The sequence below is a fragment of the Streptomyces sp. NPDC029014 genome (assembly GCF_055564695.1).
Window position 1 is genome coordinate 1 of record NZ_JBVHVT010000095.1, and the last position, 14,197, is coordinate 14,197.

At 66.8% G+C, this 14,197-nt stretch carries 10 protein-coding genes and 4 pseudogenes; 6 read left to right on the forward strand and 8 right to left on the reverse strand.

Going from position 1 to position 14,197, the window contains the following annotated elements; all coding sequences use genetic code 11:
• Positions 1 to 355: transposase (locus ACZ4VL_RS34575; RefSeq protein ID WP_468208230.1), on the reverse strand; the 355-nt coding region annotated here is incomplete at its 3' end.
• Positions 356 to 390: 35 nt separating this feature from the next.
• Between ACZ4VL_RS34575 and ACZ4VL_RS34580 the strand changes: the two genes are divergently transcribed.
• The 4 genes and pseudogenes from ACZ4VL_RS34580 (at position 391) to ACZ4VL_RS34595 (ending at position 3,210) form a co-directional block, all read left to right on the forward strand.
• Positions 391 to 1,086: a polymorphic toxin-type HINT domain-containing protein gene (locus ACZ4VL_RS34580; RefSeq protein ID WP_468208164.1), complete on the forward strand. Its 696-nt coding sequence runs from the start codon at positions 391 to 393 to the stop codon at positions 1,084 to 1,086.
• A 51-nt stretch (positions 1,087 to 1,137) separates the two neighbouring features.
• A complete protein-coding gene (locus ACZ4VL_RS34585; protein ID WP_468208167.1) occupies positions 1,138 to 1,458 on the forward strand; it encodes a hypothetical protein in 321 nt (106 codons plus the stop codon).
• Between the two features lie 104 nt (positions 1,459 to 1,562).
• Positions 1,563 to 1,870 (forward strand): annotated as a pseudogene (locus tag ACZ4VL_RS34590) (helix-turn-helix domain-containing protein); the annotation flags it as partial.
• Positions 1,871 to 1,925: 55 nt separating this feature from the next.
• Positions 1,926 to 3,210 (forward strand): annotated as a pseudogene (locus ACZ4VL_RS34595) (IS3 family transposase).
• Here ACZ4VL_RS34595 and ACZ4VL_RS34600 read toward each other — a convergent pair.
• The 3 genes from ACZ4VL_RS34600 to ACZ4VL_RS34610 form a co-directional block, all read right to left on the reverse strand.
• Positions 3,211 to 3,516, reverse strand: coding sequence for a hypothetical protein (locus tag ACZ4VL_RS34600; RefSeq protein ID WP_468208170.1), 306 nt, complete (start codon positions 3,514 to 3,516; stop codon positions 3,211 to 3,213).
• A 162-nt stretch (positions 3,517 to 3,678) separates the two neighbouring features.
• Positions 3,679 to 4,224, reverse strand: coding sequence for a hypothetical protein (locus tag ACZ4VL_RS34605; protein WP_468208173.1), 546 nt, complete (start codon positions 4,222 to 4,224; stop codon positions 3,679 to 3,681).
• 164 nt (positions 4,225 to 4,388) lie between these two features.
• A complete protein-coding gene (locus tag ACZ4VL_RS34610; RefSeq protein ID WP_468208176.1) occupies positions 4,389 to 6,632 on the reverse strand; it encodes a S8 family serine peptidase in 2,244 nt (747 codons plus the stop codon).
• A gap of 524 nt (positions 6,633 to 7,156) precedes the next feature.
• Between ACZ4VL_RS34610 and ACZ4VL_RS34615 the strand changes: the two are divergent.
• Positions 7,157 to 8,006: pseudogene (locus tag ACZ4VL_RS34615) on the forward strand (IS5 family transposase).
• On the opposite strand, the gene ACZ4VL_RS34620 reads toward ACZ4VL_RS34615, so the two are convergent.
• From ACZ4VL_RS34620 to ACZ4VL_RS34630, 3 genes are all read right to left on the reverse strand, one after another.
• The gene (locus tag ACZ4VL_RS34620; protein WP_468208178.1) at positions 7,934 to 8,353 is read right to left on the reverse strand and encodes a hypothetical protein; all 420 of its coding nucleotides are present in this window, start codon (positions 8,351 to 8,353) and stop codon (positions 7,934 to 7,936) included. The pseudogene ACZ4VL_RS34615 and the gene ACZ4VL_RS34620 sit on opposite strands and share 73 nt — an antisense overlap.
• A 125-nt stretch (positions 8,354 to 8,478) precedes the next feature.
• Positions 8,479 to 9,354 (reverse strand): hypothetical protein, encoded by an 876-nt coding sequence (locus ACZ4VL_RS34625; protein WP_468208181.1) that lies wholly within the window; start codon positions 9,352 to 9,354, stop codon positions 8,479 to 8,481.
• 26 nt (positions 9,355 to 9,380) lie between these two features.
• Complete coding sequence (locus tag ACZ4VL_RS34630) at positions 9,381 to 11,027, reverse strand: hypothetical protein (protein ID WP_468208184.1); 1,647 nt, start codon at positions 11,025 to 11,027, stop codon at positions 9,381 to 9,383.
• Between the two features lie 159 nt (positions 11,028 to 11,186).
• On the opposite strand from ACZ4VL_RS34630, the pseudogene ACZ4VL_RS34635 reads away from it, so the two are divergent.
• Positions 11,187 to 11,372 (forward strand): annotated as a pseudogene (locus ACZ4VL_RS34635) (hypothetical protein); the annotation flags it as partial.
• Positions 11,373 to 11,903: 531 nt separating this feature from the next.
• On the opposite strand, the gene ACZ4VL_RS34640 reads toward ACZ4VL_RS34635, so the two are convergent.
• Entirely contained in the window at positions 11,904 to 12,554 is a 651-nt protein-coding gene (locus ACZ4VL_RS34640; protein WP_468208187.1) for a DUF4253 domain-containing protein, read from the reverse strand.
• Between the last annotated feature and the right edge of the window lie 1,643 nt (positions 12,555 to 14,197).

A 14,197-nucleotide genomic window follows, 5' to 3' on the forward strand; every position in this document is an offset into this window, starting at 1 on the left:
GTCCCCCTTTTCCAGCCCGCGGGTGGGCGGGGTAGATGGCGCAGCACGACCGGTCAGGTTCCCCACGGGCGCCGGGTTCGTCGAGGATGACGGGGTGGGGTCGGGCCCAGACCCGGGCCCGACTCCACTGGGCAAAACGCCGGTAAACCGTCTGCCAACTCGGACCGAACACAGGCGGCAGCTGCCTCCAAGCGCAACCCGACGTCGCCACGAAGATGACCGCGGCCAAGGCCTCGCGATCACCCGCCCGGCGCCGGCCGCCACCCTGCGGACGTACCACCTCCGTCGGAGGCACCACCCTCCGGAACAGCACCCACAACTCGTCCGGCACCAGCCGCTCAACCAGATCCGTCAGGCACGGTTCAACGAACAATCACGCCAAAAGAAACGATGTCTAAGGGTGTTACTGCCGCGATATACACCAAGGACGACAAGTCCTATGTGGACATCACTGTGGCAACTCCTGAGGGTGCCGAGAACATAACGGCGACGGGGCAGCACCCGTTCTGGTCGGAATCCGAGGACGCATGGCTCGACGCCGAGCAGCTCCGCCCCGGCATGACCCTCCGCACGGAAACAGGCGTGACCGTGTCCGTAGCCGGCACGCACACGTACACCGGCGTCAATGACACCTACAACCTCACTGTCGCCGATCTGCACACATACTATGTGCTCGCTGGCGCCACGCCCGTCCTGGTTCACAACTGCGGGGGCTCTGGTACCGCCACTATTCACAAGTACGAGCTTCAGGATGGCCCGCACTACACTCTTGAAATCAGGACCGCTAATGGGGAGTCATTTAACACCCACGCGATGAATCCGGGCGGAACCCTGAAACCAATGCCGGATAATTTCTCGTACGCGAATTCTCGCCGAGGTTCGGTGGGCATTGATCTGTCGAATCCTGACGCGGCTATATCCTATGCCAAGAAGGCGCACAGGGGTGGTTCGGGTCAAGGGGCGGATGATGCGCTGACCAATAACTGCTTGACCTATTGTAGTAGGGTCGTTGAGGCTGGCGGGGGTAACCCCCTACCGCAGGGTAGAGATATGGTCAAATGGATTAGAAATAACTTTGGCGGCTGAGCGGAAAGGGGTGGATCCTGTTCCGTGAGTGACCTACCATCGTTTACTGACATGATGATCGAGATGAATGCATGGCCGAAAGCGAGGGTGTATTCAATAAGAGAATTGAGGGGGCGTATCATCCTGGCTGATGCCCGTTTGTCGTGGTGGTATTCGGCGGTCGGGAAGCTTTCCAGTTCAGGCTCATCGTATAGCGACCTGGAGCTCTTGGAAAGCTTCTACGAGCAGCATGATTTGCTGTATGACGCGTTCGGCTCGTACAAGCAAAAAGAGGTTTCAATGGAGGATCTTGAAGCCGCGATGCGAGTTGTAGCCCGGAAGCTCGAATCTCTACTGGGTAGTCTCCCCAACCGCCCTTGGCTGGGCAACTAGCTGTATTGATCGCGAGCGTTGTTAACAGGGTCGGGTCTTGATCGCGGCGAAGACCTCCGGTGTGGTGGAGGTGTCTAGGCTCCACACCGCACACGGAGGTCTTCGTGTCCCACCGTAATGCCCGGCTGACCGTTCACGGCAGGCGGATCCTGGTCGAGCGTGTCCGATCCGGGCGTCCGGTCGCGCACGTGGCGGCTGAGATGGGCATATCCAGGCCCACGGCCCACAAATGGAGCCGCCGCTGGAAAGCCGAAGGCGAGGCCGGCCTGGCCGACCGCTCCAGCAGACCCGGCACCGGACGCCCTCCGTCGTGGAGGAACGGGTCTGAGAGCTGCGACGGACCCGCAAGCTTGGGCCCGCATGGATCGGCCCGATCCTGGGCCTGACCGCGTCTACCGTGCACCGCAATCTGCACCGTTCTGACTTCTCTGCCGCTCCGTTGTGAGCCATCAGAGAGGATGGGACACGTGCCGAAGAAGATTGACCCCGCGCTTCGGAGCCAGGCTGTGCGTCTGGTGACACAGCACCGCTCGGAGTACTCCACCGAGCGTGCTGTCCATGTCCAGGTCGCTGATTCCTTGGGCGTCTCCCGGGAGTCCGTGCGGCGCTGGGTGGCCCAGCACGAGATCGACACGGGCGTCGCGGCTGGTGTGACCAGCGACGAACGCGAGGAGCTGCGCAGGCTGCGGGCGGAGAACAAGCGGCTGCGCGAGGTCAACGAGGTACTGAAGTCGGCGACAATTTTCTTCGCGGGGGAACTCGACCCCCGAAACCGCTGATCGTCGCCTTCGTCGACCAGATGAAGGCGGTCGGTCACGCCGTCGAGTCGATCCTCACCGCCCTGAACACCGCGGGACTGAAGATCGCGGCACGAACCTTACGAGCCTGGTGTGCCCCGGCCGGGCCGGCGAACGGACCCGCGGCCCGGACCGTGAGCGACGCCCTGGTCGAGGCCGCCGTCCGCGAGCTGGCCTTCACCACCAACGCAGCCGGGCGGCGTGTGCTGGCTCCCGAGGGTCTCTACGGCCGGCGCAAGATGCTGGCTCTCATCCGCCGCACCCGCCTGCCCGAGGCCGGCTTCGGGGCCGTCGACCGGGCCATGCGCTCACTCGGCCTGGCGGGCGTGGTGCGCGGGAAGAGACCCAGAACGACCGTCCCCAATCCGGCCGACAGCCGGGCGGCGGACCTGCTGAACAGGGACTTCACCGCTCCCGTCCCGGACCAGAAGTGGATCACCGACTTCACTTATGTCCGGACGTATCAGTCGTTCACCTACGTCGCGTTCATCGTGGACTGCTTCTCGCAGAAGATCGTAGGCTGGCACGCTTCGGTGAAGCGGGACGTGGAACTGGTCGACGTGCCGCTCAGAATGGCGTTGTGGCGACGCGGCCACGAGGGCACCCCGGTGGGGCGGGACCAGCTCATATGCCACTCGGACGCGGGCTCGCAATATACGAGCGTGCGCTTCACCGAACACCTCCGGCTCGAGGGCATCCGCCCCCGGTCGGAAGCGTCGGCGACGCCTACGACAACGCCCTGATGGAGACCATCAACGGCCTCTACAAGTCCGAATGCATCCGCACCAACGTCTTCCACGACGGCCCCTGGAAGACGATCACCGAGGTCGAGTACGCCACTGCCTCGTGGGTGGAGTGGTACAACAACCGGCGCCTGCACTCGAGTCTGGGCATGATCAGCCCCACCGAGTACGAGGCGGCACACTACGCTGACACAGAACCACGAGCCGACTGATCACCGGCCACCAAAACACCGGCAGGAAAGTCGGAACGGTTCATTGCGCATCAGGCCACGGCTCGTGGCACCAAGGAGGTGCGAGCTGAACCCCATCGTGTCCAGCGTCGTGGATGCCGCCGGCACGTAGACCTTGGCAAACGACCGGCCCGCATCGTCGTCACCGGCCATACCGTGCTGCCGATCGAGCTCATGCCCCAACGCGATAGCGGTATCCCGCGCCCCGCGCATCGAATCCAACAAGCCCATCGACCCGCGGATCATGCCCTTCGCGATGAACTGCAGCTCAGGCGTTAGCCCGCTCACAGTGTGCCCCTCCCCGTACCGATGCGAACGATCAAGCTAACGGACTCCTGCTGCCACGTCACACCGAAGCTTGGGGGAACTCCCACCTGCTCTTCGCTGCAGCATGTGCCGCCCTGCGCCGGTACCGCGCCGGAAGAGCCGCCCCGCGCGCCCGGCGGAGGTTCAGGCTGTCGGCGCGCAGTCCACCTCGCTGCGGACAATGCCGATAGGCCGTTCAGTGGTTCTCTCCTCGCAGACCGGCGGGCAGTATTTCGGCAGGCGCGGTGCGGCCGCGCTACGGCCGGGTGAACGGGAGGGGATAGGCGTGTCGAAGATGACGGGTGGACCGGCGCAGCGGATCGCGGCGGGCATGACCACCGCAGGCAAGCACAACGTCGTCCACCAGAGCCTTCCGCTCGCGGCCAGGAGCAGCGGTCTACTCCGCCAGAGGGCTACCGCCTCGCCGTCGAAGCGCACCGTGCCGCGCGGAGGCCGTCCCGAGCGGACCCGGGCATCGCGCAGGCGGCCGCGCGGCAGGCACGCGTCCTGCGGGCACTCAGCCAGCGGGCTTTCCCCGAGGCGGACCAGCACACCGATGACCAGCCGGCGCCGATCGACGCCAGCGTCCAGCAGCGGCGCCGGGAGTTCGCCGCCACGGAGACCGCAGCCCTGCACCGGGCCCGAGCCGAACGCGCGCAGCGGGCCGGGGCAGCAGTTTTCCTTCCGCAAGCCGCCCCGCTTCGCACCTCGGCCTGACCTCGCCAGCACTGAGCAGGGACGCCTGCTGAAGGAGGATCCCCACACATCGGCCGATTGCCGTATTGCTACAACGGGGACGCCGCAGGCGGCGGTGCTGCCGTCGTCATCTGCCCGCTTCTTCTGTCGCGGCCGGGTCAGTTGGCCAGTTGCGCGATCGGGCCGTTCAGATCGCCGGTGACGACGAGGGCGAAGTCCTGCGGTCCGGCCAGCAGGTTGCGGGCGAAGATCTGGATGAGGTAGGTACCGGCAGGCGGCGCATCGATGCGGACGACCTCGACGTTGTTGGTGCAGTCACTGCCGATCAGCGGGTTGGGCAGTCCCGCGTTCCCGACATGCTTGGTGCCGTCGGGGGCCTGGACGATCACGCTGACGTCGTTCTGGAGACCGCGGCCGGGCAGGTCTGTGTACGCGAGGCAGAGCCGGAAGGGCGTGGCTGATCCCGCAGTCACGTTGAAGCGCTTGCGTTCCCCGGTGCGCTGGAACTGCTTGGCCGGCTTCTGCCACGTGTCGACGAACTCGAGGTCGAAGTCCGCCGCCCCGTCGTCGGGAAGGGTGGTGGGCATGTGGATGGCACCGAAGCCCTGTTGGTAGTGCGGGAATTTGGCCGTCGAGTCAGGCCCCGACAGCGTGCGTGCGCCGTTGATCAGGGTGGCCTTGACGAGGGCTGCGCTGGGCTCGGTGCTGCGCCGGTCGGCGTAGTACTGGCGTACGAGTGCGGCGCAGCCCGAGGCGAGGGGGGTGGCCATGCTGGTCCCGCCCATGTAGGCGTACCGGGGGTTCTGGGGGTGCAGCCCCCAGAAGTGGTTCGAGGGGGCGAGGGAGGACCGGGCGGACAGGATGTCGGTTCCGGGGGCCATAAGCTCCGGCTTGATGCGGAAGTCGTCACAGGGGCCGCGGCTGCTGAAGGCGGCAAGGGATTCGGGGTCGCCGGACACGCGGTCGGCGCCGATGGGCGGGTCGGGGTAGTCTCCCGGCCACAGGCTGTTGTAGGTGGCCTGGGAGAAGCCGCCGCTCGTACGGTCGCTGCGGCTGGCTCCCACGGTGAGGGCGTTCTTGCAGGAGCCGGGTGAACCGATGGATGCCCAGTCGACGAAGCCCTTGGGCGAGTTCAGGCGTACCCCGGCGGTTCCCTCGTTGCCAGCGGCGATGACGACGAGCATGTCGCGGCGTTGGTGGACGTAGGAGTCGACGTCGTCGGAGTCGATGGTGTACGCGGATTGAGTTGCGGCACCCCAGCTGTTGCTGTGGATGCGGGCGCCGGCCTGGTAGGCGGGCTCGAAGAGATCGGCGAGGGAGAGGGGCAGTCCGCCGAGGTTTCCCGCCGCATCCATGATTGATTGGAAGTAGAGCTTCGCTTCGGGAGCAGCGCCGCGAATCTGGCCCTGGGAGGCGGAACCGTCTCCCAGCACGGAGCCTGCGACATGGGTGCCGTGCCCGTCCGGGTCGTCGCTGACCCCGGGGCGGCCGAGCGCGACCACGCCGACGATGCGGCCCTGGAAGTCGGGGTGAGTTTGGTCGAGGCCGGTGTCGGCGACCGCCACGGTCTGCCCCTTGCCGGTGAACGGGACACCGCTGCTGCCCGCCCCGTTGGGGACGATTCCCATCAGTCGGACGGCGAGGTCGTTGCACAGCTTCGGCGGGACGTACTCGACCATGTCGAGCACATCGGGGAGTTGGGGAATCTCCGTCTCCAGCGGGGACCCCTCGGGGATCTTGAGCCGGATGCGGTGTGAGGCAGAGGCGATGAGGCGCAGGCCGGAAGAGGCCTCGTGGTCCTCGAGCCATGCCATGACCGACTCGCGGGCGCCGGGCGTCTCTGCCAGCCGCAGATCCCAGACGCGCCCGCCGGTGGCCGTCTTCGGCTCGCCTGCAGTGGGCGGGGCCGGCGATTCGGCCGCCCGGAGCCGGACGGGGGCTCCCACTTGGGGACCGTAGCGGTCGACGGAGACCACGAAGTCGAGGTTGGCCAGTTGGCCGGCCTGGGATTCGGTGGCGGCCGCGATGTAGGCGTTGACCGGGACGCTGCGCTGTAGCTCGACGCCGGTGGAGGCGATCTCCTCCCGGTACCGTTCGACGAGCGGTTCGCCGAGCTGGACGATCCACGAGGCGCGGTCGCCGGGGGCGACGGCCAGGACCTCCGCGTCGCCGTCCGCTTCGGGGGTGGCGGATCTGCCGGTCAGACGCCCGCGGGCCATGGCGGACGTCTCGCTGCGGACGTCGTCCAGTCTGCCGACGGTGAGTCCGGCGCTCTCGAGCTGGGTAATGCCACTCTCGGCGATGTCCCCGATGACATAGCTGTCGGTGGCGGTGGGGTTGCCGAGGATGTTCAGCGCGGCCTGTTCCTCATGCTCGTGCATGAAGTATGCGATTACCCGCATGGCGGTTCCGTTTCCTGGGCGTGTGCTCGCGCCCGAGCAGGGAGGTTGGGTGGAGGGGAACGATCGCGGATCCACGCGGCGGACGCCGCGGCTGCCCCGGGCACCGGACGTCGGAGCCCAACTTAACTGCGGAGAGTGACGACGGGTGGGGAGGACACGCCTCCATCCGGTGATTCGGGCGCAGGGGATCCGGAGGTATCGATTCAGCACCCGGCCGGACATGGAACTCTCGAGCCCCACCGGGCGAGCAGGCAGCACAGGGCCTTACGGCCCCTCGGGACGTGTCGGGGGAGGATGCGCCGCAGATGGTCGGCGAGTTTGCGGATCGGCCAGCGGGTGAAGGGGTGCCGAGAGTGCTGTTCGTTGAACTTGTTGGTTACGCCGCGCACGGTGTCGTTATCCGCCTAGTGACCTGGTTTTGAGAGGGCGGTTCGTGAGTCTTTGAGTGTTTCTGTCGTCGCCTGATGGTGCGGGTGCGGGCGGAATCTGCTGGTCCGCAGCCGGTGGTCTGTTGGGGTGGCGGGGTGAGTGAACGGAAGCCGGTACCCGAGCGACTTATCGGATGGGCAGTGGTCGTTGATCGAGCCGGTGATCACGGCGTGGAAGGACCGGCACCGCTCGGTCAGTGGCCACCAGGGCGCCTATGCGATGCGGGAGATTGTGAACGCGATCCTCTACCAGGGCCGGACCGGCTGCCAGTGGGCCTACCTCCCCCACGACCTGCCGCCGAAGAGCGCAACGTACTACTACTTCGCCGCCTGGCGCGACGACGGGACTGACCAGGTCATTCATGAACTCCTGCGCTGCGAGGTCCGTGAGCGGGCCCGTCGATTAGAGGACCCGACCCTGGTAGTTCTGGACACGCAGAGTGTCCGTGCGGCTGCCGGGGTCCCCTCCTCCACGACCGGCCGGGACGCGGCGAAACGGGTGCCGGGCCGCAAGCGGGGACTGGCCGTGGACGTGCTCGGCCTGGTCATCGCCGTCACCGTCCTCGCCGCGAGCACGCACGACAACGCCGCGGGCATCGCCCTGCTCGACCAGGTCGCCGAGAACGCCGGAGGCACCGTCGAAAAGGCGCTGGTCGACCAGGGCTTCAAGAACGCCGTGGTCGCCCACGGCTCCTCGCTCGGGATCGACGTGGAGATCGTCGAACGCAACCCGCAGGACAAGGGGTTCGTCCCGCAGCCGAAGCGGTGGAAGGTCGAGCAGACCTTCGGGATCCTGATACTGCACCGGCGCCTGGTCCGCGACTACGAGCACCGCCCGGCCTCCTCCGCCTCCCGCGTCTACTGGGCGATGACTCAGGTCATGGCCCGCCGGCTCACCGGCGTGAGCACTCCCACCTGGCGCGACCCGCAGACGGTGAGTGCGTGAACATTCAGCCACTGTTTGACGCGCTCGGCATCCAGGAGGACGCCGCCCGAGCCCTGGCCGACGACCTCCGCACCGAGATCGCCGCACTTCAGGCCCGGCTGCGGGAAGCCGAGACCCACCTCGAGCACCTGGCCATCACCCGGAAGACCGTCACCGCCCTGGGCGAACGGCTCCCCGCCCACCCGGTCTCGCCCGACCTGCCCGAGCACCCGTACTACCCCCGCATCCTCGCCGTCTTCAACGAGGTCACCGGCCCTCTCCGGGCCCGCGACGTCTGTCAGGCCCTCGACCACGAACTGCTGCCGAAGAACGTCGGGCACCCGCGCCAAGCTGAAACGCCTGGTCAAGCTCGATGTCCTCACCGAAGTCGATGTTGGCAGCTTCGCCAGGAAGCAGTAGCCGGCCGAGCACCCGACGAGCAGCCCTGCCCCAGCCTCACCGGGAAACGGTCATCACCTCCCGAACCGCCCTCTCAGACCGGCTGCGTGACACAATCCTCGACCCCGGGGACGGACAGGCAGTGAGTGGCCTTGTCCGCTGGGGGGTTCACGCTCACGAGGCGGAGCACGTCTTCTGGGATGGTGAAGATGGCGACTCGGGAGGGCGGCATGACTACTTGGCTGATCTGCCGCTCCAGCACTGCGACGAGGTTCTCGTCGATTCGATAGAGCCCGATCGGGACGCGTGCGCCGGCAAGGTATCCGTAGACCGCCATCTCGCGGCTGTGCTCCCAGCCTTCCAGGGGCTTCGCTCCCTGGTCCCAGTGCAGCGGTACCTCGTACGTGCTCGTCGCGTCGCCGGAGCTCGCCGTCAGGGTCAGCCCGCCGGATAGGGCGATTGCAGTACGGGCGGGATCGGATGGGAGAAACGTCCAGTCTGTGCTCTGCAGCAGATGGTTGCCGACGTCCTCGACCTCGATCGCACGATTATCGAAGAGCGCGTTCTGCGATAGTTCCTGCGCGTGATTGCTGGCTACAGGCTCCACGGGGGTGGTGTAGGTCCGCCCTCCTGCGTCCACCGTAAGTGTGATCGGTTTGTTCTCCGGGAACCCGTACAGACACAGGTTTGCCAGGCTTCCCAGGCGTACCTCCGGACCTTCCGCCATTAGGTTGTCGGACAACAGCCAGGCCAGGGGGAGGTCTGGACGGCTCGGCGTTTCACAGTCGATGCCGCCGGCCCCGTAGCCTCCCGTCTGGAACTGCTCGGCCAACAGCAGGTCTTGGGCGGAGGATCTCGGCGTGGCGGCATGTGCGGAGACCGCGGGGGCTGCTTGGCTATCGCGTTGCACCTCGCAGCCGAGGGCGAGAAGGCACACCCCGGCCAGCCACAGAGGCAGTCGCTTGTTCACTATCCATCACCTCTCATCGCACCGTTTCATCGCGCCGTGCCGCAGCGCTTTTCGGCCTGTCGCAGCTCTTCGTCGAAGAGCTGCTCGTACTGGCGGATGCGCTTGGTGCTCGCCCTGCCAGCCTGTTCCGCCGCGGCCAGCTGGATCAGGGCGTCTTGCTGGGCGGTGCGGCCGGTTCGCAGATCGCAGCGGTCCAAACTCCAGCGCGCCAGCAGGCCGTGCCAGGTGGCCCGTTGGCTCGGGTCCCGTCCGTATTTGACGGCGACCTGGATGTGCCGGACGGCCGCCGCCAGATCGCCTTGGCCGGCCGCGTGGACGGCGGCGATCGATTCCGCGAGCGCGTGGAGTTCGACGGAGCCGGTGATATCCGGGGCCGCCCTGACCGCTGCCACGGCCCGTTCCACCCTGCCGTCGTCCCCCACCAGCTTTGCGGTGATGCGGCAATTCTCGACCTGTGCGAGGTTCACTGTGGCCTTGAGCCGTCCGAGTTCGGTGAACTCACGGTCCTTTGCAAGGGCTCGAAGGGCCTGTGCAACCTCGGCGAGTTCCCCGGCCCGTACGGTGGCGGGCTTGCACTCGTGGGCGGGGCCCAGGGCCCGGAGATAGGTGTTGAACTGCAGACTGAGTTCGGCGCGCCGTCCGGCCGGCGAGTCCCTGATGATGGCGCGGTAGTCGGCGCGGGCTGCCTCAAGCAGTTTCTGCCGGCCGGGGCCGGTTTCTCCGCCCGCCTGGACTTCTGCGGCATGGCCGTGGAACAGCCGGATCAGATCGGGCGGCACGAAGCCGCCAGTGCCGCCCTGCTGCTTCGGATCGAGCAGCCCTTGAAGGATCCGGGCGGCCTTGGCGGGACTGCCCGTGCGCCAGGTGTCCAGCGCGTCCACGAACTTGGCGAGGGTGCTGATCAGCCGCGTCAGCTCCGCGCTCAGCTGCGCCCGGCCTTGTGCCGACTCCCAGCCGCTGGGAATGAGGAGCGGTCTGCCGAGGAACCAGCCGGTGAGCTCGGGCGCGTCGGGGATCTGGTCGGCTCTGACGAAGACGGCCGGCCGCAGAGTGGTCTGGCCGGCTGGGTCCGAACTGACCAGACCGCCCACGACAATCTCGGCGTTGGTCTCGTCTGCGAACCTCGCCGTCTTCCGCTCCAGCCCGCTGCGGTGCGTGTCCTGGAGGTCGGCGAGCGGCAGCGACGCCTCGCCGGCGTAACTGCGGACGGCGGTCGCGGAGGAAAGCCGTCCCGCCATGGCATGGGCGAAGTCGGCCGCGACATCGGCCAGGACCCGCTTGTCCTGGCGCCCGTTGTACCCGGCGAAACCGACCACGGCCACGTCACGCACCCCGCTCATCCGGGGGAGCGGCGGTGGCGGGGGACGGAAGGCGAAGAGCACCGCTACGCTGCCGAGAAAGAGGCCTGCGGCTGCAAGCCACACCAGGATCCGGGACCATCTCGAACACTGTGCGAACTTCTCCGCCACGACGACGCGTACCGCCACCACATACCCGGCCAGCGCGGCAAGAATCGCCAGAGTGAGCGGCACCAGAGGGAGAGCAGAACCGGACTTCTCCACCACAAGCAGCGCACAGGGCACGCAAGCCGCGAACACGCCGAGCAGCGACCACAGCCACAGGGAGACACTGCTCTCGCCATCCGCGGAGGCATCCGTCGAGTGATCTGGCATACGCCTCCTCACTCCGTCGGCTCACTAGCGCAAATCCATGCCGACCAGCACGGTAGAGCCGCCGAACGGCGTCAGCGATCAACGCCACCCTCAATTGCAAGGTTTCTCTCCTAATTCCCCCAGATATCGCGGTTCGTTCAATCTGATCGGTGTCTGGGCTACCCCCGCATCCTCAGCGTCTTCAACGATGCGACCGGACCTCTACGGGCCCGGGACATCTGCGAAGCCCTTGACCACGAACTGCTGCCGAAGAACATCGAGGGCACCCGCGCAAAGCTGAAACGCCTGGTCAAGCTCGACATCCTCACCGAGGCCGACGTCGGCAGCTTCACCAGGAAGCAGTAGTTGCCAAGCCCCGCGACCAGCAGCCCCACACCGGCCTCACCGGGAAACGGACATCGCCTCACGAACCGCCCACTGAGAGGTTCCAGCACTCCCCGCAGGAGTACGTCAGCGACGAGGAGCGCGCCCTGGGGGACGAGGCATGGCAGCTTCGCCGCACAGAGGCGGAGATCCTGCACCGCCTGCTGGGCCTGCTCGGCCAGGCCGCCGAAGAGCGGGACGTCGACCTGTCAGACCACCGCGACCTGGCGACCGCCATCGCAAAGCTCACCACCGCGTTCCAACGCGCGACCGTGCGCAGAGCGCCGGACTGTTGGTCTCCTGTTAGATCCAACAGGAGACCAACACGGCTGACTCATCAGTCCAGAGGCCCCCAGTCAGCGCGGCCTCTGGACTCTGCGGGGGTTCCGCTGCCGCCTCGCGGGCGTGGCTGCGGCACCGGGGTGTTCACGAGTGCCCCTGAGCAGGCATGAAGGAAGCCCTTGAAGATCGCTTCCCATCAGCCGGGTGATCGTTTCCCAGCTGTGGGACGGATCAGTCCCACCAGAAGTCCCAGCGGTGGGCGCCAGTGATCTGCTCGGCGTACGCAGCCAGCGTGTACGGCCTGCCTCCCTGCCAGATGTTGTCCGGGCAGAACGCGAAGTGCTCGGCCGCGACGAGGAGGGCCTGCTGCTCGTCCACTGGTGGCGAGGCGACGCTGAGGTGCAGCGTGTCGAATCCCACTGCGACGACGCGGGCGCCGAACCGGTGCTCCCAATCGTGGAGGACGGCGGAGATCTTCGCGGTGTCGTTGTCGTAGTTGCAGGGGCCGAACCAGCCTGCAACCGTCAAGGCTTCGGCACCCGAAGGTCCAGCGATCAGCCCTAGACGTGTTCGCGGGCGGTCGACGAGGAACGCCTTGGCGAACTCGGAGGCCAGTTCATCGGGGTCGGCTTGCGCTCCCCGGCTGGGTGCGAGGCCGGGCCATGTCTGCCCGAAGGGCGCGGTGACGGCGCGGCGCCTCTTGACGTCGAGCATGTCGTCGTCTTCATCGTCGGCCGTGTAGGTGCTCCACCACTGCGCGAGGAGGTCGGCGGGATCGTGGCTTGCCGGGGAGGACATCCGCTCGGGGAACACCTCCCCGGATCCCCATGGACGGAATTCGCCATCGTTCGGATCCAGCGCGTCGAGCAGCAGCGGCCACACTTCTGAGCGGGGATGCTCGTCCCGGATCCGCTTCCACAACTCTGCGGATACGGCGCCGTCACTTAGTCACAGGGCCTGGACGCCCCCGTCTCCCTCATCGGACGTGATCCAGGTGGGAGGGGGACAGCAATAATCGACAGCAGCTCAGGGTTCACGGGCGGATGCTAGCCGTGGGCTCTGACATGCTCGTGATCGCCCGCTCGGCTTTGGCGCTTGGCGTTTGGTTTGGATGTCAAGGTCATTGCTGTGGACGAGGCAGACCAGCCGGCGCTGAGGTACGGCTGCGTGAGAACGTGTCGGGCTGGATACTGTCTGGCCTGGGAGACGGTGGCGCCGGAGCACGGTCGAGGGGGAGTGCGTGGATCATCCGAGGGCTTTACCATACGGCGAACAATCCTGGACCTACCTGGACGAGCACCTGTGGCATACGTGCGACATCCTCGCGGATCTAGTGAGCGACAGGTTGCACAGGCGCCCGCGTCTCGCTACTTACGCGCGGCTTGCTCCGAATGAACGCGTCCTGGCGGTGGGGCCGGCCCAGCGGCTGACTTGGCGCGCCCTGGGAAGCGGCAGCTACCAGCACACGAACGTGGTTGCCGTCGGCCGTCCGTCGTTTGTCATCGGCAGCATGCTCGGGTCTGCCCTGGGAAATGCCTCACGCCGCCGTGCAGCAGCCGCCGCTGCGCAGCCCCGCTGGGTCCTGGACGGGAGTGGGGAACTCACGGTTACTGATCGAGGTGCTTATTTCGGCCATCCGCACGCCCCTGCTTCCATCTACTGGACCGGCGTGACGGACAGCATCGATCTGGTCGGGCCTGAGGATTTTCAGATCGCTCTCCGCACCGACCAGGGAGGCCACCGCACTCTGCGGTTTCAAACTCCGTGGGCCTCGCTCCTCTTCGTCCTGGCCGCGCGAGCGAGTTTCACGGCTCATCCCCGACTGCTCCACCGTGGATGGCTTCCGGCCGATTTCGAGGACCGGTGTGCTCGCGTGGGCCGACCCTGTCCACCCGTACCTCCGCTCGTACCGGAATCGCTCGCCCCGTGAAGCTGCGTCGGCCACGCGATAGACCTGTGGGGCAGCCACCGTCGGCAAGATCGTTTCACGGCCGATCTGCTGAACGGGTACGGTCCACCGCATGGTGGGCGACTTCGATGCAGCGGTGGCCATGCACGACGGCATAGCGGACCGTTCGGAGGCATGGGACTTCATCCGGGCCTTCGCGACTGGGTGGTACGGGCCCTTGACCGAGGGGGACGGCTTCGGCGAGGAAGAGCTCCAGCATGCGGAAGGCCGGCTGGGTCTGTCGCTGCCTACCGCCCTGCGTGAGGCATACCTGCTCTTTGGCCGCCGTTCGGCGTTGTTCGAGCACCAGGACCCGATGCTGCCTCCCTCAGAACTCTTCGTACACGAGGATCTCGCGGGTGTGCTGTGCTTCCGCAGCGAGAACCAAGGGTGCGCCTTCTGGGGTGTGCGCCTGTGTGATCTGCGCGAGACCGACCCACCGGTCGTCGTGCAGTCGCGGGACGGTTGGCGACCCTTCATGGACAGGGTCTCGCTGGCGTGTGTGGAGCTGGTCCTGTCGGAAGCGCTGTTCGACGAAGGGCGGTTCTACAACGCCTGCGAGTCGCCGCCCGATGCT

What these genes read in the sequence shown, in the direction of transcription:
- ACZ4VL_RS34585 (WP_468208167.1), top strand. Translation starts at nt 1,138, where the DNA reads ATGATGATCGAGATGAATGCATGGCCGAAAGCGAGGGTGTATTCAATA.
- ACZ4VL_RS34610 (WP_468208176.1), bottom strand. Translation starts at nt 6,632, where the DNA reads ATGCGGGTAATCGCATACTTCATGCACGAGCATGAGGAACAGGCCGCG.
- ACZ4VL_RS34630 (WP_468208184.1), bottom strand. Translation starts at nt 11,027, where the DNA reads ATGCCAGATCACTCGACGGATGCCTCCGCGGATGGCGAGAGCAGTGTC.
- ACZ4VL_RS34580 (WP_468208164.1), top strand. Translation starts at nt 391, where the DNA reads ATGTCTAAGGGTGTTACTGCCGCGATATACACCAAGGACGACAAGTCC.